Annotated in this window: 17 protein-coding genes; 10 read left to right on the forward strand and 7 right to left on the reverse strand. The window is 68.3% G+C overall.

Going from position 1 to position 17,232, the window contains the following annotated elements:
• Nucleotides 1–29: 29 nt before the first annotated feature.
• Both ACOHWE_RS08190 and ACOHWE_RS08195 read right to left on the reverse strand, forming a co-directional pair.
• A complete protein-coding gene (locus ACOHWE_RS08190; protein ID WP_420665555.1) occupies nt 30–971 on the reverse strand; it encodes a CorA family divalent cation transporter in 942 nt (313 codons plus the stop codon).
• 93 nt (nt 972–1,064) lie between these two features.
• Nucleotides 1,065–3,092, reverse strand: coding sequence for an FAD-dependent oxidoreductase (locus ACOHWE_RS08195; protein WP_420665557.1), 2,028 nt, complete (start codon nt 3,090–3,092; stop codon nt 1,065–1,067).
• A gap of 133 nt (nt 3,093–3,225) precedes the next feature.
• On the opposite strand from ACOHWE_RS08195, the gene ACOHWE_RS08200 reads away from it, so the two are divergent.
• Nucleotides 3,226–3,708 carry an RNA pyrophosphohydrolase gene (locus ACOHWE_RS08200; protein WP_420665559.1) on the forward strand — a complete coding sequence of 161 codons (483 nt, stop codon included), beginning with the start codon at nt 3,226–3,228 and terminating at the stop codon, nt 3,706–3,708.
• 70 nt (nt 3,709–3,778) lie between these two features.
• Nucleotides 3,779–4,243, forward strand: a complete 465-nt coding sequence (locus ACOHWE_RS08205) for a hypothetical protein (protein ID WP_420665560.1) — start codon at nt 3,779–3,781, stop codon at nt 4,241–4,243.
• Nucleotides 4,244–4,249: 6 nt separating this feature from the next.
• Here ACOHWE_RS08205 and ACOHWE_RS08210 read toward each other — a convergent pair whose 3' ends face one another.
• Nucleotides 4,250–5,125 carry an EamA family transporter gene (locus ACOHWE_RS08210; protein WP_420665561.1) on the reverse strand — a complete coding sequence of 292 codons (876 nt, stop codon included), beginning with the start codon at nt 5,123–5,125 and terminating at the stop codon, nt 4,250–4,252.
• Between the two features lie 79 nt (nt 5,126–5,204).
• Here ACOHWE_RS08210 and ACOHWE_RS08215 point away from each other — a divergent pair, with 79 nt between their 5' ends.
• Nucleotides 5,205–5,705, forward strand: coding sequence for a MarR family winged helix-turn-helix transcriptional regulator (locus tag ACOHWE_RS08215; protein WP_420665563.1), 501 nt, complete (start codon nt 5,205–5,207; stop codon nt 5,703–5,705).
• A gap of 152 nt (nt 5,706–5,857) precedes the next feature.
• On the opposite strand, the gene ACOHWE_RS08220 is transcribed toward ACOHWE_RS08215, so the two are convergent.
• Nucleotides 5,858–6,847: an adenosine kinase gene (locus tag ACOHWE_RS08220; RefSeq protein ID WP_420665565.1), complete on the reverse strand. Its 990-nt coding sequence runs from the start codon at nt 6,845–6,847 to the stop codon at nt 5,858–5,860.
• Nucleotides 6,844–7,488: an endonuclease III gene (nth, locus tag ACOHWE_RS08225; RefSeq protein WP_420665567.1), complete on the reverse strand. Its 645-nt coding sequence runs from the start codon at nt 7,486–7,488 to the stop codon at nt 6,844–6,846. Before nth ends, ACOHWE_RS08220 begins: the two co-directional genes overlap by 4 nt.
• A gap of 206 nt (nt 7,489–7,694) precedes the next feature.
• On the opposite strand from nth, the gene ACOHWE_RS08230 reads away from it, so the two are divergent.
• From ACOHWE_RS08230 to ACOHWE_RS08250, 5 genes are all read left to right on the forward strand, one after another.
• Nucleotides 7,695–8,564, forward strand: a complete 870-nt coding sequence (locus tag ACOHWE_RS08230; protein ID WP_420665568.1) for a methylated-DNA--[protein]-cysteine S-methyltransferase — start codon at nt 7,695–7,697, stop codon at nt 8,562–8,564.
• 315 nt (nt 8,565–8,879) lie between these two features.
• Nucleotides 8,880–9,569, forward strand: coding sequence for a helix-turn-helix transcriptional regulator (locus ACOHWE_RS08235; protein ID WP_420665570.1), 690 nt, complete (start codon nt 8,880–8,882; stop codon nt 9,567–9,569).
• Nucleotides 9,570–9,707: 138 nt separating this feature from the next.
• A complete protein-coding gene (locus ACOHWE_RS08240; RefSeq protein ID WP_420665572.1) occupies nt 9,708–10,367 on the forward strand; it encodes a YiaD family glycine zipper/OmpA-like lipoprotein in 660 nt (219 codons plus the stop codon).
• Between the two features lie 420 nt (nt 10,368–10,787).
• Nucleotides 10,788–11,330: an NADPH-dependent FMN reductase gene (locus ACOHWE_RS08245; protein ID WP_420665573.1), complete on the forward strand. Its 543-nt coding sequence runs from the start codon at nt 10,788–10,790 to the stop codon at nt 11,328–11,330.
• A 36-nt stretch (nt 11,331–11,366) separates the two neighbouring features.
• Nucleotides 11,367–12,200, forward strand: coding sequence for an HTD2 family dehydratase (locus tag ACOHWE_RS08250; RefSeq protein ID WP_420665574.1), 834 nt, complete (start codon nt 11,367–11,369; stop codon nt 12,198–12,200).
• Between the two features lie 292 nt (nt 12,201–12,492).
• Here ACOHWE_RS08250 and ACOHWE_RS08255 read toward each other — a convergent pair whose 3' ends face one another.
• Nucleotides 12,493–13,533, reverse strand: coding sequence for an NAD(P)/FAD-dependent oxidoreductase (locus ACOHWE_RS08255; protein ID WP_420665575.1), 1,041 nt, complete (start codon nt 13,531–13,533; stop codon nt 12,493–12,495).
• 57 nt (nt 13,534–13,590) lie between these two features.
• On the opposite strand from ACOHWE_RS08255, the gene mnmC2 reads away from it, so the two are divergent.
• Nucleotides 13,591–14,259 (forward strand): tRNA (5-methylaminomethyl-2-thiouridine)(34)-methyltransferase MnmC2, encoded by a 669-nt coding sequence (mnmC2, locus tag ACOHWE_RS08260; protein WP_420665576.1) that lies wholly within the window; start codon nt 13,591–13,593, stop codon nt 14,257–14,259.
• On the forward strand, nt 14,256–15,164 hold the full coding sequence (locus tag ACOHWE_RS08265; protein ID WP_420665577.1) for a DMT family transporter: 909 nt from the start codon (nt 14,256–14,258) through the stop codon (nt 15,162–15,164). The genes mnmC2 and ACOHWE_RS08265 overlap by 4 nt, the downstream gene beginning before the upstream one ends.
• Here the strand turns inward: ACOHWE_RS08265 and ACOHWE_RS08270 are convergent.
• The gene (locus tag ACOHWE_RS08270) at nt 15,138–17,096 is read right to left on the reverse strand and encodes a lytic transglycosylase domain-containing protein (protein WP_420665579.1); all 1,959 of its coding nucleotides are present in this window, start codon (nt 17,094–17,096) and stop codon (nt 15,138–15,140) included. The genes ACOHWE_RS08265 and ACOHWE_RS08270 overlap by 27 nt on opposite strands.
• Between the last annotated feature and the right edge of the window lie 136 nt (nt 17,097–17,232).

The raw sequence follows: 17,232 nt of genomic DNA on the forward strand, positions 1-17,232 counted from the left end.
AAACGGCACGCCCGGGCGGGTGGGCGGGCTCAGAGCAGCCTGAGCCAGCGCAGCACCAAAAGCATGCCCGCGCCGAGCACGAGGAGGCCGAGGCAGAGCGCCGTAAAGCCCCAGGGCGACTGGGCGCCGGGGATGCCTGCAAGGTTCACGCCGAACAGGCCGGTCAGGAAGCTGAGCGGCAGGAACAGCGCCGCCACCAGCGACAGCGCATAGCTGTTGCGCCCCAGCTGACGCGCCAATTCGGCATCAGTGTGGTCGCGCAGCACCGCCAGCCGCTGCGACAGCGAGCTAAGCGTTTCGGCCGAGAGGGTGAAGAGGTTCACCGCCTCGCGCAGGTGCAGCTGCTCGGCGCCGCTGAACAGCCCGGCGCCGCTGTCCTGCAATTGCACCAGCGCGCGTTCCTGCGGGGCGAGGTAGCGATGCAGCTTCAGCACGTCGCGGCGGGGCGTCTTCAGAGCCTCGGCGGCGGGCAGGCTGCCCTCTTCGGTCAGCTCCTCCAGCGCCTCGGTCTCGGCGGTGAGCTCGAGCACCGCATCGCGGCTGTGATGGGCGAGACCGCCGATCAGCCGGTAGAGAAACTCGCCGGGAGAGGCGGGTCCGCGGCCCGCGGCGCATTCGGCACGGATGGCGTCGAAGGCGTAGGTCTTGCGCAGCCGCACGGTGACGATGCTGCGGCTGCTGGCCCAGATCCTGAGCGAGACCATCTCCGCCGTCTCGGCGCCCGGGTTACGGTTCACCGCACGCAGGTTGATGATCAGTCCTTCCCCAAATTGGTCGCAGCGGGGGCGGGTTTCGGTTTGCAGCAGGGCCTGGCCGGGGATGCCGGGCAGGTGAGTGCGGCACCACTCCGGCAGCGCCGGGTCGGCGAGGTCGAAATGCAGCCAGCGGAACTGGCCGGGGCCCGCCGGCGCGAGGTCCGGCGCCGGGCGGGCGGTGCCATCGTTCCAGAGATCATAGGCGGAAATCGGCATGGGGCAGCCTTTGATGCGAAGGTTGCCTCATGGTTAGCGCGCTTGCCGCCCTGCCGCCAGATGCCTTGCGGCGGCTTGCAGCAGGGCGGCAGGTCAGAACGTGGCGGCGAGCCGGGTGCCCTGGTTGATCGCGCGCTTGGCGTCGAGCTCGGCTGCGACGTCGGCGCCGCCCACCACGTGGGCGGTGATGCCGCGTGCGGCCAGCGTATCGGCCAGCGAGCGCTCCGGCACCTGGCCCGCGCAGAGCACGATGGTGTCGGCGGGAATCAGGGTGGGGTTCTCGCGCGCCTCGCCGAAGCTGACGTGCAGGCCATCCGCGTCGATCTTCTCGTAGTTCACGCCGCCGACGAAATTGACGTTCTTCATCTTGAGCGTGGCGCGGTGGATCCAGCCGGTGGTTTTGCCCAGCCGCTTGCCGTGGCGCTCGGCCTTGCGCTGCAGCAGCGTGACCTCGCGTTCGGGCGCGGCGGGCTGCGGGCCTTCCGGGGCGAGGCCGGAACGGTGCTCGGCCGGGTCGGCGACGCCCCATTCCTTCATCCAGGCGGGCAGGTCGGTGGTGGGGCTGTGGCCTTCCTCCAGCAGGAACTCGGAGACATCGAAGCCAATGCCGCCCGCGCCGATCACGGCGACGCGCTTTCCGACCGGCTTCTTGTGGCGCAGCACGTCGATGTAGCTCAGCACGTTGGGGCCGTCCTGGCCCGGGATGCCGGGGTCGCGCGGGCTGACGCCGGTGGCGATCACCACTTCGTCGAAACCGGTGAGGTCATCGGCGGTAACCTCGCGGCCCAGCTCCAGCGTGATGTCGGCATCGGCAACCATGGTGCGGTACCAGTTGACCAGGCCCCAGAACTCCTCCTTGCCGGGGATCTGCTTGGCCATGTTGAGCTGGCCGCCGATCTCCTCGGCCTTGTCGAAGAGGGTCACTTGGTGGCCGCGCTCGGCTGCGGTGAGCGCGGTGGCAAGCCCGCCGGGGCCCGCGCCGACAACGGCGACGCGCTTGGCGGCAGCGGCCTTGCCGATCACCAGCTCGGTCTCGTGGCAGGCGCGCGGGTTCACCAGGCAGGAGGTCAGCTTGCCGCTGAAGGTGTGGTCGAGGCAGGCCTGGTTGCAGGCAATGCAGGGCGCGATGCGGGCGGCGTCGCCGCGCTCCGCCTTGGCGACGAAATCGGCATCCGCCAGCATCGGCCGCGCCATCGAGATCATGTCGGCGCAGCCCTCCGCCAGCACCTCTTCGGCCACTTCCGGTGTGTTGATGCGGTTCGAGGTGATGACCGGAATGCCGACCTTGCCCATCAGCTTCTTGGTGACCCAGGCAAAGGCCGCGCGCGGCACCGAGGTGGCGATGGTCGGGATGCGCGCCTCGTGCCAGCCAATGCCGGTATTGAGGATGGTGGCGCCGGCCTTCTCGATCTCCTGGGCGAGCTGCACCACTTCCTCGTGGGTGGAGCCGTTCGGCACCAGGTCGATCATCGACAGGCGGTAGATGATGATGAAGTCGCGGCCCACGGCCTCGCGGGTGCGGCGCACCACTTCGATCGGCAGGCGCATGCGGTTCTCGTAGGAGCCGCCCCAGCGGTCGGTGCGCTTGTTGGTGTGGGTGACCAGGAACTGGTTGAGGAAGTAGCCCTCGCTCCCCATGATCTCGACCCCGTCATAGCCCGCTTCCTGGGCGAGGCGCGCGGCGTTCACGATGTCGCCGATCTGCTTTTCGATGCCCTCCTCGTCCAGCTCCTGCGGCGGAAAGGGGGAGATCGGCGATTTCACCGGGCTGGGGGCCACGCATTTCGGCCCGTAGGCATAGCGGCCCGCGTGCAGGATCTGCATCGCGATCTTGCCGCCCGCCTCGTGCACGCGCTGGGTCACCACCGAATGGTTGGCCACGTCCTTGGCGCTGGTCATCATCGCGGCGCCGGGCAGGACCGAGCCTTCGAGGTTGGGGCCGATGCCGCCGGTCACCATCAGCGCGACACCGCCGCGGGCGCGGGCGGCGTAGAATTCGGCCACCCGGTTCCAGTCGCCGGTCTCTTCCAGCCCGGTGTGCATCGAGCCCATCAGCACGCGGTTCTTCAGCTCGGTGAAGCCGAGGTCCAGCGGGCGCAGCAGGTTTGGGTACGCAGTCATGTGGCTCTCCCTGATCGTTGGCGCAAGGATTGCGCTGCGCAGGCGCCTTGTCACGGGCAAACGCCGCGTCACCCCCTTGCGTGCCCCTGCGGCAAGAGGTCTAAGGAAGGAAGTCCCGCCAAAGGAGTGCCAGATGACGCCGGAAGACATTGCCAAGCTGCCCTACCGTCCCAACGTGGGTGTGATGCTGATCAATGCGGACGGCGGTGTGTTTGCCGGTCAGCGCAAGGACCGTTTCAAGGACGCGTGGCAGATGCCGCAGGGCGGGATCGACAGGGGCGAGGATCCGCGCGCGGCGGCGCTGCGCGAGCTCGAAGAGGAGACCGGTGTGCGGCCCGATCTGGTCGAGATCATCGCCGAGACGGAAGGCTGGCTTCCTTATGACCTGCCTGCCGAAGTTGTGCCGCATTTCTGGGGCGGCAAGTACCGCGGGCAGGAGCAGAAGTGGTATCTGATGCGGTTCCTTGGCAAGGACAGCGACATCGACCTGGAGGCGCATCACGCCGAGTTCTCGGCCTGGTGCTGGATGCCGGCCGGCAGCTTGGTGGAGAAGATCGTGCCGTTCAAGCGGGAGATCTATTTGCGTGTTTTGGAAGAGTTCAGGGAGTATTTGTGAGATGGGATCTGCAAAGCGGGTCTTGAAACACCCCGCCCGGCCATCCAGCCGGGCAGCGCTGACGGCTGCCATGCTAGTTCTGCAGGCCGGCCCCGCCTTCGCGCTCAGCTGTATGCCCTGGGGTGTGCAGGACGCCTATCTTGAAGCTGCGGAATCCGAGCGTGTCTACAACGTGATTGCGGGCGCATTGGCTTTCGACGAGGACGCGCTGCCGCGGTCCCACTCCGATAATCCCAACGACATGCCCGGACTGACCCGCGTTCCGGCGCAGCTGTCGGGGAAAATGCTCTCGGGCGAGGATTTCTCGGAGGCCGTCGATATACCGGTCACTTTGGAGGTCGAATGCCTCGGCCCCTGGTGCGGCGGCATTGTGCCGGGGGAAGAGCACATCTTCTTTGCCGAACAGCGGGGCGATGAGCTGGTGGTGCGCGCCAATGCCTGCGGCGGACTTGCCTTTGCCGACACGCCGAAGGCCCGCCGCGCGCTGCTGAGCTGCCACAGCGGCGGGCCGTGCGAGCGCAAGATGCCGCGCTAGCGGGGTTTATTCGGCGGGCTGCGCGGTTGCCCGCCGCGGCAGACGCAGCCCGGCCTGGCCGAGCCAGAGGCTGAGCAGCGCCAGACCCGCGCCCAGCATCTGCTGCGGTGTCAGACCTTCGCCGAGGATCAGCCAGCCGAGGATCACTGCGCTGAGCGGGCTGAGCACGCCAAGGAGCGACGCCGCCGAGGGCTCGATCCTCGCAAGGCCGCGGAACCACAGGATATAGGTGAGCGCGCCGCCGATCAGGCTCATGTAGGCCAACCCCGCGATATTGGCAGAGGTGAAGACGGGCATCTCCGGCACCAGCCAGAGCGTCACCGGCAGAAGCAGCAGCCCGCCCGCGGTGAGCTGCCAGGCGGTGAAGGTGAGCGGCGGCACCGGCGGCTGCCACTTGCGGGTAAGCACCACGCCCGCCGCCATCGACAGCGCTCCGCCGAGGCCTGCCAGCACCCCCACCGGATCCAGCCGCGCCGCCGGCGTCAGCACCAGAAGCGCCACGCCCGCAATGCTGAGCAGCGCGGCGGCAACGGCGGCGGCACGGATATGGCTGTTGAGCATCAGCGCCGAGAGGAACACCACGATCAGTGGCTGCACCGCCCCCAAGGTCGCTGCCACCCCGCCCGGCAGCCGGTAGGCCGAGAGGAACAGCAGGCTCCAGAACAGCGCGAAGTTCACCGCCCCGAGCACCATCAGCCGCGGCAGCCAGCCGACTGGCGGCAGCTGGCGCACCAGCAGCATCAGCAGCAGCCCGGCGGGCAACGCTCTCAGCAGCGCCACGGTGAGCGGCGAATGGCCGGGCAGGAAGGCGGTGGTCACGATATAGCTGCTGCCCCAGATCGCGGGGGCAAGTGCTGTGAGCAAAAGGTCTCGGGTCGGCATGGCGGTTCTTCCATTGTCTCGATGTCGAGATAGTAGCCGTCTATCTTGACGTCAAGATAAAATCTGGTAAACCGGGACCATGGACCACGTGGATTTTGTTACCCAGCAATGGGAACGCGAGCGGCCGGACCTCGATGTCACGGCCATGGGAGTGATCGGGCGGGTGGCGCGGCTTTACCTTGCCTATCAGCAGGAGATGCAGAAGACCTTCGCCGCCTTCGGGCTCAACGCGGCGAAGTTCGACGTGCTGGCGACGCTGCGCCGGGCGGGCGCGCCGCATGCGCTGTCGCCGGGGGCCTTGATGCAGGCGACGATGGTGGCCTCGGGCACGATGACCAACCGGATCGACCGGCTGGCCGCCGATGGGCTGGTGCGGCGGGAGGTGAACCCGGAGGACAGCCGCAGTTTCCTGATCGCGCTGACGCCGGAGGGGCGCGAGTTGATCGACCGCGCGGTGACGGAGCATGTCGAAACCCAGGCGCGGCTCATCGCGGGGCTGGCGCCGGAGGAGGTGCAGACGCTGAAGACGCTTCTGTCCAGGGCGCAGGTCTCGGCCGAGGCGGCGGGCGGAAAGGCGTAACCCCTGCGAGGGCGCGCGCCCGCGCAGGGCGGCGGAGCCGCGCTGCGCCCGGCCCAACGGGAGCTGTTGCGCCCAGGGGCGCGGCGGCGACGGGCGGGAGGGTGCCCGCCGCCATCATGTCAGAGCCATTTCAGGGCCATGTCAGGCCCGGATCAGATCAGGCCGTGGGATTGCAGCAGCGCCTTCAGGTCGGTCTGCGGGCGCGGGCCGATGTGGCGGATCACCTCGCCTGCGCAGACGCAGCCGATGCGGGCGCTGGTTTCCAGGTCGCGCCCCGTCGACAGGCCAAACAGGAAGCCCGCGGCAAACTGGTCGCCCGCGCCGGAGGCATCCACGGGTGTGATCTTCTCGACCCCCACCTCGATGCGCTTATCGCCCGACAGCACGATGACGCCATCGCCCGAGCGGGTGCAGACCACCAGCGGGCAGATCGCGGCGGTCCTGGCCAGGGCGTGCTCCAGGTCATCGGTTTCGAACAGGGACAGGATCTCCGCCTCGTTGCCGATTACGTAGTCCAGATCGTGTTCGATCAGCGACAGGAAATCGGCGCGGTGGCGCTCGACGCAGAACGGGTCCGAGATCGAGATGCCGGCCTTGCCGCCGCCGTCGCGGCTGGCGCGGGCTGCTTCGCGGAAGGCGGTCTTGCCCGCGTCATGGTCGAAGAGATAGCCCTCCAGGAACATGATCTCTGCCTTGCCGGAGACCCGTTCGGGCACATCGTCGCTGGTCAGCCCGGTGGAAATCCCGAGGTAGGTGTTCATCGAGCGTTCGCCGTCGGGCGAGACGAAGATCATCGAGCGCGAAGTCGGCAGTTCGCCGCCGGGCACCGGCGGGTTCACGAAGTCGATGCCCTCATCGGTCATCGCCTTGGCATAGAACCGCCCCAGCGCGTCGTCATGCACGCGCCCGATGAAGGCGGACTTCAGCCCCAGAGCGCCGGCTCCGGCGATGGTGTTGGCAACCGAGCCGCCGGGGGTCTGCACCCGCTCCTGCATCGCCGCATAGAGCACTTCGCCGCGCTCGCGCTCGATCAGCTGCATAATGCCCTTCCCGATCCCCATGTGGTCGAGAAAGCTGTCGTCGCAACGGCTGATGACGTCGACGACGGCGTTGCCGATGCCGACCAGCTGGTAGGTGGTCATAGGTTCTTGTCCTCATATTGGCACAGGTCGCGGATCAGACAGGTGCCGCACAGCGGCTTGCGCGCCTTGCAGTGGTAGCGGCCATGCAGGATCAGCCAGTGATGGGCATGCTGCTGGAAATCCACGGGAATGTTGTCTTCGATGGCGCGTTCGACGGCGTCGACGTCCTTGCCCGGGCAGATGCCGGAGCGGTTGCCCACACGGAAAATGTGGGTGTCGACCGCCTGCGCCGGGTAGCGCCACCACATGTTCAGCACCACGTTGGCGGTCTTTCGGCCGACGCCGGGCAGCGACTGCAGGGCGGCACGGGAATTGGGCACCTCGCCGCCGTATTGCTCGACCAGGATGCGCGACAGCTTGATGACGTTCTTGGCCTTGTTGCGGTAGAGGCCGATGGTCCTGATGTGTTCGATCAGCCCCTCTTCGCCCAATTCCAGCATCTTTTGCGGGGTGTCGGCTATTTTGAAAAGCTCGCGGGTGGCTTTGTTGACGCCCGCGTCGGTGGCCTGCGCGGACAGCGCCACTGCCACCACCAGGGTGTAGGCGTTGACGTGCTCCAGTTCGCCTTTCGGCTCCGGCTCGGCAGCTTGGAACCGCGAGAAGATCTCGCGCAGGGTGTGGTAGTCGAGTTGCTTGGCCATAATATGGCTTAATGCCGCTTTGCCGCGCCCGCCGCAACGGCAAAGCGGCGGGGCGGTGTATGGGCGGTGTATGGGCGGTGTATGGGCGGTATACGGGCGGTTGCCGGGCTCAGCGGGGGCCATGGGGGCGGCGCAAGCCGCAAGTTCCGGGTCGATTGCCGGGCTTGCGCGTATTACCTTGGGGCAAGTCAGAACAGGTTGGGCCGATGAATACCGAAGCGCGCGAAAACACTTATCATTACGGCGTCATGCGCCGCGCGATCGAGCTGATCGACGAAGGCGGCGAGGATCTGACGCTGGAGCAGCTGGCCGCGCGGATGGGCATGAGCCCGGCGCATTTTCAGCGGCTGTTTTCGGCCTGGGTCGGCGTCTCCCCCAAACGCTATCAGCAGTACTTGCGCCTGGGCCATGCCAAGACGCTCCTGCGCGAGCGCTTTACCACCCTGGATGCCGCGTATGCGGTGGGGCTGTCGGGTTCGGGGCGGCTGCACGATCTGTTCCTGCGCTGGGAGGCGATGAGTCCCGGCGAATATGCCCGCAAGGGCGACGGCTTGCGGATCTTCTGGGGCTGGTTCGACAGTCCTTTCGGGGAGGCGCTGGCGATGGGCACCGAAAAAGGACTCTGCGGGCTGGCGTTCGCCGCCGAGACCGGACCGGACGCCGCGATGGCCGACATGCGGGCGCGCTGGCCGCTGGCGGAATTCGTGGAGCAGCCGGCCGCCCTGAGGCCGCTGGTGGAGGCCGCCTTTGCCCAGCGGGGCGAAACAGCGCTGCACCTGATCGGCGCACCGATGCAGATCAAGGTCTGGGAAGCGCTGCTGCGCATCCCTTCGGGCCACGTCACCACGTACTCCGAGATTGCCCAGGCGATCGGCGCACCCAAGGCGGTGCGGGCGGTGGGCACGGCGGTAGGGCGCAACCCGGTAAGCTGGCTGATTCCCTGTCACCGTGCCCTGCGCAAGTCCGGCGCGCTCGGCGGCTACCACTGGGGGCTGCCGGTCAAGCGCGCGATGCTGGCTTTCGAGGCAGCGCAGGACGATGCGGCCGGAGCGGCAACGCCCTCCGCAGCGCGCTGAGGAGCCGGGGCCAGAGCGGCGGGCGGCTGCGCCTGCTCAAGCAGGCGGCGGCGCGGGCTTCTGCCTCGAAGCGTTTCCGGGCTGCCTCCCGTTCGATCTCGTAGGCGCGTGGCGCGCGCTGGCGGGTGTCCCAGCGCTCCAGCCCGAAGGTCATCATCACGATCCAGTCGTTGGACAGCATGGGGTATCTCCTTTCTGCGGTATGCAGAGAAAAGCAGATCGCTGCTGACATGATGCTGTCAGCATTATGTGCTAGAGTGTCAGCAGCCTGTCACTGGAGCCCCGCCCGCTGGGCCCGCCACCGGAGCCCCTGCCATGCCGCGCACCGGCCGCCTGTTTGAAATCATCCAGATCCTGCGCGCCGCCTCCGCGCCGGTGCGGGCCGAGGACCTGGCGGCGCAGCTTGAGGTCTCCAAGCGCACGGTCTACCGCGACATCGCTGCGCTGCAGGCGATGCGCACGCCGGTCGAGGGCGAGGCGGGAATCGGCTACGTGCTGCGCGGCGGCTATGACCTGCCGCCCCTGAACTTCGACGAGGAGGAGCTGGAAGCGCTGCACGTGGGCCTCGCCATGCTGATCCGCACCGGGGACGGCGCCTTGCAGCGCGCCGCCGCCCGGGTCAGCCGCAAGATCAAAGACGTGCATGCCACTGCCGACTGGCTCCAGGTGGCGCCCTGGGGCGCCCCGCCGGACGATCCCGAGAAAGGCTGTGTGCCAAAAGCGCTGCTGCGCCAGGCGGTGCGCGAGAGCCGCAAGCTGGAGCTCACCTATCTGGATGCCGCGGGCGGCCAGACGCACCGCCGGGTGCGGCCGCTGGCGCTGATTTACCACATCGAAGCGACGCTGCTGGCCGCCTGGTGCGAGCTGCGCGGCGGCTTCCGGCATTTCCGCACCGACCGGATGCTGTCGGCGGAACTGCTGGAGGCGGGGTTTGCGGATGAGGCCTGCGCCCTGCGGAAGCTGTGGATGGAACAGGAAAGCTGGGACTATGTTTTCGACCCCTAAGGGGCGCAGGCTGTTCCTTGCGCGGCAATCCGCCGAGGCAGCGCGGCTTTCCCTTGTTATGCGGCGGCCGCCCCCCGATATACTTGGCGGCAAAAATTTGAAGCGCATCAAGCGCCCGAAATGCGAGAAGGCAGTTCTATGATGAAGACGAAACTCACTACCGCCGGCGTGCTGGCCGCCGTCCTGGGCCTGAGCGCCTGTACCGATCCCGCTACCATCGGCACGCCGGGCAGCAATACCCAGTCGGGCGCCATCCTCGGCGGCATCATCGGCGCGGGTGTCGGTGCGATCGCCAATGACTCGGACCCCGGACTTGGCGCTGCAACCGGTGCTCTGGTCGGTGCCGCTGCCGGCAGCGTGATCGGCAACCAGCTGGACGCGCAGGAGCGCGAGCTGCGCCAGAACCTGGCCAATGACGAGATCACCATCGTCAACACCGGCGACCGGCTGATCCTGTCGTTCCCGAACGACCTGACATTCGCAACCGACAGCTACGCGATCTCGCCTGCCGTCCAGGGCGACCTGCGCCGGGTGGCGGGCACCCTGGTGCGCTTCCCCAACAGCACCGTGCAGGTGATCGGCCATACCGACAGCGACGGCGACGCGGGCTACAACCAGCGCCTTTCCGAGCGCCGCGCGCAGGCGGTGGCCGACCAGATCGCGGCCGGCGGCGTGCCTTACAGCCGCCTCCGCATCATCGGCCGCGGCGAGGAGCAGCCGGTGGCCTCGAACCTGAACCCGGCCGGCAAGGCGCAGAACCGCCGGGTCGAGGTGGTGGTGATCCCGCAGCAGCGCTGATCCTGCCGGTTTCCGCAGAGACAGAGGCCCGTCCCGGTTCCGGGGCGGGTTTTTTCTGTTTGATCCCGTGGCGCTGAACAATGCCGCCGCGCCCCTGCCTGAGAGATGAGCCGTGCATTGACGGCGCGCGCGGGGGCGATCCGAACGGCAATTGTTGGCAGTTTATCCCGGCCAAGTCCGTACCTCTTTTCGAAGGCATTCCCAGCCTCCGCCAAATCGCCGCCGCGTGGGGGCGCGCCGGCGATGCGCGGCGGGCTGCGCCCTTGTTCCGCGCTGGGGGCGGTTGAGGCCGCGCCGGGGGCTGGCTCTCTGCACAGGCACTGCGCGGGGATGCCCGGTTCCGGCGGCGGGCGGGCTCGGGCATGATGGTGGAAACCGCCGGCGCTTACCGGTCCCCCTGCGCGAAAGGACTGCCCCCCGATGACCACCCCTGTCTTGCTCACAATCTCCGGCTCCTTGCGCCGCGACTCCTGCAACCGCAAGCTCCTGCGCGAGGCGGCGCGGCTGTTCGGCCCGGCGGATGTGCTGGCGGGCGATTTGAACCTGCCGCTCTACGATGGCGACGCGGAGATGGCAGACGGAATTCCGGAGGCGGCTGAACGGCTTCACAGCCAGATCGCGGCGGCGGATGCGGTTGCGATTTCAACCCCGGAATACAACAAGGGTCCGTCTGGCGTGCTGAAGAACGCGCTCGACTGGGTGAGCCGGATCAAGGGCAACCCCTGGGCCGACAAACCGGTGGCGGTGATGTCGGCCGCGGCGGGCCGGGCGGGCGGCGAGCGCGCCCAGATGGTGCTGCGGGGCTTTCTGGTGGCCTTTCAGCCGAGGCTTTTGACCGGGCCGGAGATGCATCTGGCTGATTGCCGGAACCAGTTCGATGACGATGGGCGGCTGCTGAGCGAGCGCTATGAGAAGACGCTTGCCACGCTGATGGGCAAGCTGCGTGCCGCGCATGAGAGATGAGGTTGCCTCACACGCGGAGGCCGCTAGGGTGGCGCCATGACCAGCCCGGATGACACCGCCCCTGCCTCGCAACCGGAAACCCGCGTGAGCGACGTGATGGACCCGGCCCGCGCCGCTGCCTTCCAGGCCGCGCTGGGGCTGGTGCCGGAGATTGCCGCGGGCAGCACCCTGCCGCCCTTCTTCCACCAGCTCTACTTCTGGACGCCGCTGCCGCCTTCCGACCTGGGCCGCGACGGGCATCCGCGGGTCGGCGGCGGCGGGCTGATCCCGGACCTCGGCCTGCCGCGGCGGATGTGGGCGGGCGGACGGCTGCGGTTCGAGGCGCCCTTGCGCGCGGGTATCGCGGCGGAGAAACGCTCGGTGCTCGAGAAAGCCGGGCGCAAGCAGGGCCGGAGCGGACCGCTCGGATTTGTCACCCTGCGCCACGAGATCCGGCAGGCAGGTGCGCTGTGCCTCACCGAATGGCACGACCTGGTCTACCGCGAGGATCCCGCGCCCGGCGCGCCCGCCCCGGTGCCGCCGGAGGCGCGGGTCGATGAGCATGACGCGCGGGCGGTCTCTTTCTCCTCGACGCTGCTGTTCCGCTATTCGGCGCTGACCTTCAACGGGCACCGCATCCACTATGACCTCGACTACGCCCGGCAGGTGGAGGGCTACGGCGGGCTGGTGGTGCACGGGCCGCTTCTGGCGCAGCATCTGATGCTGATGGCGGAGGAGGCGCTGGGTCCGCTCAGGGAGTTTTCTTTCCGGGCGTCGTCGCCGTTGATGCACACCGAACGTGCCGAGTTGTGCCGCTTGGGCCGGCAGCTCTGGGTGCGCGGGCCGGACGGGCGGGAGTGCATGCGGGCAGAGGCGGTGCCGCACGAGTAAGGGGGAGCGCTCCCGCGCCCCAAGCTGCCCCTTCGCGGGACAGATTAGGGGCTTGGGCCGGGCGCCGCTGCGCGGCGCGATAGGGAAAGTTCCGCCGCTGCGCGGCGCGAAAAGGAAAGTGCCGCCGCTGCGCGGCGGGGAGATTTACTGAGAAGCGCTTGAGGGGGCATTCTGCCCCTCAGGGCGCCTGGCCGACTTTGGGGCGCCCATTGCCGCGTCAAGGGTGGACCGCGCGCGCCGCGCGGCGGCTTCGCCGCCCTTGACCCGGCAAAAGGCTGGAAGGGGGCGCGGGTCAGAGGTTGTCTTCGACGCGGAAGCCTTCGGGGATATTGTCCTGGCCGTCGAGCAGCAGGCCGGCCATCACGTGGGCCACCTTCGGGGCCATGCCGAAGCCGATCTTGAAGCCGCCGTTGGCGATGAAATGGCCCGGGCGGCCGGGCCAGGGGCCGAGCACGGGGGCGCGGGACTTGGCGCGCGGGCGCACGCCGGCCCAGCGTTCGATCACCTCGGCCCCGTGCAGCACCGGCACCGCGGTGCGGGCTTGGTCGATCAGGTCGTCGAGCCGGGCGTCGGTCTCCTGCCCGTCATCAAACTCGCGCTCGCTGGTGGAGCCGATCGCCAGCGTGCCGTCCGCGTGGGGGATGATGTGCAGGCCGTCCGCGTAGAGCTGCGGGACGTTGCCTTCGTGAAAGCGCAGGAGGGCGGCCTGTCCCTTGACGCCGCCGCCCACGGTCTTGCCGAAGGCCCGGTTCAGCTCAAGCAACCCTGCGTGGCCCTTGGCATGTACCACGTGGCCCTGATCCGGCGCCTCGGCCTGCACCTCGATGCCCATCACGCCAAGGGCCGCGACCAGCGCGGCGCAGGCGCGGCGGGGGTGCATGCGGGCGCTGAGCGTGTCGCGGATCACGTAGCCAGTGGCGCTGGGCGGAACCCACGGGCCGAGGCTGTCCGCACGGCAGACCCGCCATTCGGCGGCGTCCTTCCAGAACTCGCGCGCGCTTTCCTCGCGCTGATGGGCGAGTTCGAGCGTGCGGGCGTCGTTGACCGGTTGCAGCCGTCCGGTGCGGCCGTAGCCTGGGGAGACGCCGCCGGTGGATTCGACCTCGGCCCAGAAGCCTTCGGCCATCAGCAGGCTTTCCAGCTGGAACTGCTTCTTGGCGTTCCAGTTCTCCGGCACATGCGGTGCGAGGGCGCCGACCAGCCCGCCGCTGGCCCCGGCACCTGCGCCATAGGGGTCGACTACCTGCACGGCCGCGCCGCGCCGGGCGCAGACCCAGGCCAGCGACAGCCCGAAGATGCCCGCGCCGCGTATCGTCACATCCGCCATTGCCATTTTGCGGTCCTTTCGCCAGTCTCGCGCCGTTCAAGGCATCACTTAGGGGATTATAGCATGGCAGACCAGCAGGCCCGCCTCAGCTGGCGCGATGGCACGGTGCCGGTGTCGGAGCAGTTCGACGATCCCTACTTCTCGGTCCATGACGGGCTGGCGGAGACGGAGCACGTGTTCCTTGCAGGCAACGGGCTGCCGGAACGGTTCGCGCCCGGATTCCATATTGCGGAGCTGGGCTTTGGCACCGGCCTCAACATGCTTGCGGCCTGGCGGGCGTGGGAAGCATCGGGGCTGGAGGGCGCCTTGCGCTTCACCAGCTTTGAGGCCTTCCCGATGGCAACCGAGGACATGGCCCGCGCGCTGGAGGCGTTTCCGGCAGTCGGCCCTTGGGCAGCGCGGTTCCTGGATAAGTGGCAGGGCAGCGGCACTTGCGACTTGGGCAGCCTGCAACTGGAGGTGGTCACAGGCGACGCCCGCGTGTCGCTGCCAGAGTGGACAGGGCAGGCCGATGCCTGGTTTCTGGACGGGTTTTCGCCGGCCAAGAACCCCGAGCTGTGGGAGGAACCCCTGCTGGTGCAAGTGGCCCGCCGCACGCGGCCCGGCGGCACTGCGGCCACTTACGCTGCGGCGGGTTTCGTGCGCCGCGGTCTGCAGGCGGCGGGATTTGAAGTGACCCGCGCGCCCGGGTTCGGGCGCAAGCGGCATATGACGAGGGCAAACCTGACATGACCATGTCCCCCCAGGGCCAGATCCTGACCCAGCCGAAGGTGCAAAGCAACAATGTGCCCGCGGGCATCCTGCTGATGATCGGCGCCACGGTTGTTTTTGCCCTGCAGGACGGTATCTCGCGGCACCTGGCGGGGACTTACAACACCTACATGGTGGTGATGGTGCGCTACTGGTTCTTTGCCCTTTTCGTGATGGCGCTGGCAGCGCGCGCGCCCGGGGGTGTCCGGAAGGTGGCGCAGACGCGGCAGCTGGGCCTGCAGGTGTTCCGCGGGGTGCTGCTGGCGGCGGAGGTCTGCGTTGCGGTCTACGGCTTCACCGTCTTGGGCCTGATCGAGAGCCAGGCGGTGTTCATCTGCTATCCGCTGCTGGTGGCGGCGTTAAGCGGTCCGGTCCTTGGGGAAAGCGTCGGCTGGCGGCGCTGGGCGGCGATTGGCGTGGGGCTGATCGGGGTTCTGGTGATCCTGCAGCCGGGCATGGGCGTGTTCGATCCGGCGGCGGTGATCCCCTTCATCGCGGCGCTGATGTTCGCGCTTTACGGCCTGCTGACCCGCTATGTGGCGCGCGAGGACAGCACGGCGACCAGTTTCTTCTGGACCGGCGTTGCGGGCATGGTCTTCATGACCGCCATCGGCGTCTGGTTCTGGGAGCCGATGGCGCCGGGCGACTGGTTTTGGATGGGGCTGTTGTGCATCACCGGCGCCAGCGGCCACTGGCTGCTGATCAAGTGCTACGAGATGGCCGAGGCCAGCGCGGTGCAGCCATTTGCCTATTTCCACCTGATCTGGGCGGCGATCCTGGGGATGTCGGTATTTGGCGAGGTGCTCCGCACCAATGTCGCCATCGGTGCGGGGATCATCATTGCCGCGGGGCTGTTCACTCTATGGCGCGAACGCGTGAAGGGTTGAGCCGGCAAGCTCGCGCGAGAACGGCTGCGGCAGCGGCGGCTTGCCGAGCCGGGCGCGGTAGGCGGGCAGGCTCTCGGTGACGCGCATCACGTAGTTGCGGGTCTCGTTAAAGGGGATGTGCTCGATCCAGTCGACGATGTCCGGCGTGCCGTCGCGCGGGTCGCCGTAGCGCTCCATCCAGGTTTTGGGGCGGTGCGGCCCGGCGTTGTAGCCCGCTGCCATCATTACCACGTTGCCGCTGAACTTGCCCGCGAGCTGCGCCAGGTAATTGGCGCCGAGCTTGGCGTTGTAGTCCCAGTCCGCAGTCAGCCGGGCAGTGCGGTGGCCTGCCAGGATGCCCAGCTCGCGTGCCACAAGTTCGGCGGTGGCGGGCATCACCTGCATCAGGCCGCGGGCGCCTGCATGGCTCACCACCTGATGATCGAACTCGCTTTCGCGGCGGGCGATGGCGAGGGTCATCTCCTCCGCCATCGGCAGCTTCTCCGAGGCCACCGCATGCAGCGGGTAATAGGCGCTCTCCAGCTCGATGCCGTCACCCGCGGCGCGTTTGGCGATCATAACCGCCAGATGCGGCTCGCCCATGTCGACGGCCATTTGCCCGAGCTGCCGCGCCTGCAGCGGCGGCAGCGATTCGACAAGATGGGTGAGGAAGCGCTCGGCAAGGGCGAGATCGTCCGCTTTCAGCAGCAGCAGCCCCGCCTTCAGCACCGAGGACTGCATGAAAGGTGCCTCGCGCCAGTCCGGCAGCTCGGGCGGATTGGCCAGCGCCGGGTCGAAGGGGCGGCCAAGCTTCTCGGCCGCGAGCAGCCCGTAGAAGGAGGTCTGGTAGTCGGCGGCCTTGGCATAGGCCTCATGCGCCTTGTCTGCCTTGCCCTGCGCGGCATAGGCGCGGCCCAGCCAGTAGCCGCCGCGGCCGACCGAAATCGGCGTCTCAACCGCCTCCAGGAAGCGGGTGAAATGCACCGCCGCCAGCTCCGGGTCGCGCAGCTTCTGAAGCGCGATGTAACCGGCCAGCCACTCGCAGTCGGCATAGCCGTAGCCGTCCTCCGGGTTGGAAAAGTGATAGGCGGCGAGCTGGTAAGCCCGTTCGTTGTCGCCGTCGCGCATCAACTGGCGGGCAAAGTCACGGCGGCGGCGCAGCCACTTGCCGGGCTCGCCGAGGTTCTCGGCCGAAGTGCTGCGGTCCAGCATAAGAGCGATTGCGTCGTCCTGCCGCCGCTTGCCGTCGCGCCAGGCAAAACGGTCATAGGCCAGCCCCGGCGCGTCCTTCAGCGCGTCCGGAACGGCGGCGATGCGGGCATCGACGCCCGGTTCGCGCTCCTGCAGCGCGATGCGTGCCTCCGCGAGCTGGCGCTGCCCGTCGGACACCAGCCCCAGCATGCGGCGGGCGCTGACCAGGTGCTCGTCCCACAACAGCCGGTCCAGCCGCGCTGCGTGATGCGGTTTCAAAAGGTCCGCGAAATCGCGGAGGTAAGCGGCCTGTACGGTGCTGCCCATCGCCATGGTGCGCCAGGCCAGCACGATTTCCGCCTCGCCCTCGCCGCGCTGGCCCGCCTCGATCAAGGCACGCCCCAGGCTCAAGGCGCCCTCGGCGGTCTGCGGCCGGGCGCCGCGGTAGAAGGCCTGCACGGTGTTGCGCCCGGTCTCTGCCATCACCGGCTCGTTCTGCTTGCGCAGGTAGTCGAGCCCGGGCCAGTCGGCGCGCTGTTCCAGGAAAGACATCACGTCGGCGGGTGAGCCCATGCCCGCGCGCAGCCGGTGCCATTCGATCACGCCGCGCGCGGCGCTGTCTTCGGGGCCCGCGGCCCGGGCGGCCTCGTCCCATTTCTCCGCCCGCATCAGATCGAGCGCGGTGCCAAGGCCGTTTGCCAGCGCGGGCAGAGGCGCGGCCGCCAGCAGAATCGGCAGAATGAAGGGCAGGATGCGTGTCATCTCTTGCATTTTCCAGCGGTCCGGGGATAGAGGCATGAAGGTTACTGAATGGCGGGCCGGTATCAACTCGATTCCGCGGGCCCGCACCCCTTGTCGGCGGCGGATTGCCGCTCACACCCGAAGCTTAGGAGCGTGC

Source organism: Cribrihabitans neustonicus, assembly GCF_048820895.1.
Lineage (GTDB): Bacteria > Pseudomonadota > Alphaproteobacteria > Rhodobacterales > Rhodobacteraceae > Cribrihabitans_A > Cribrihabitans_A neustonicus.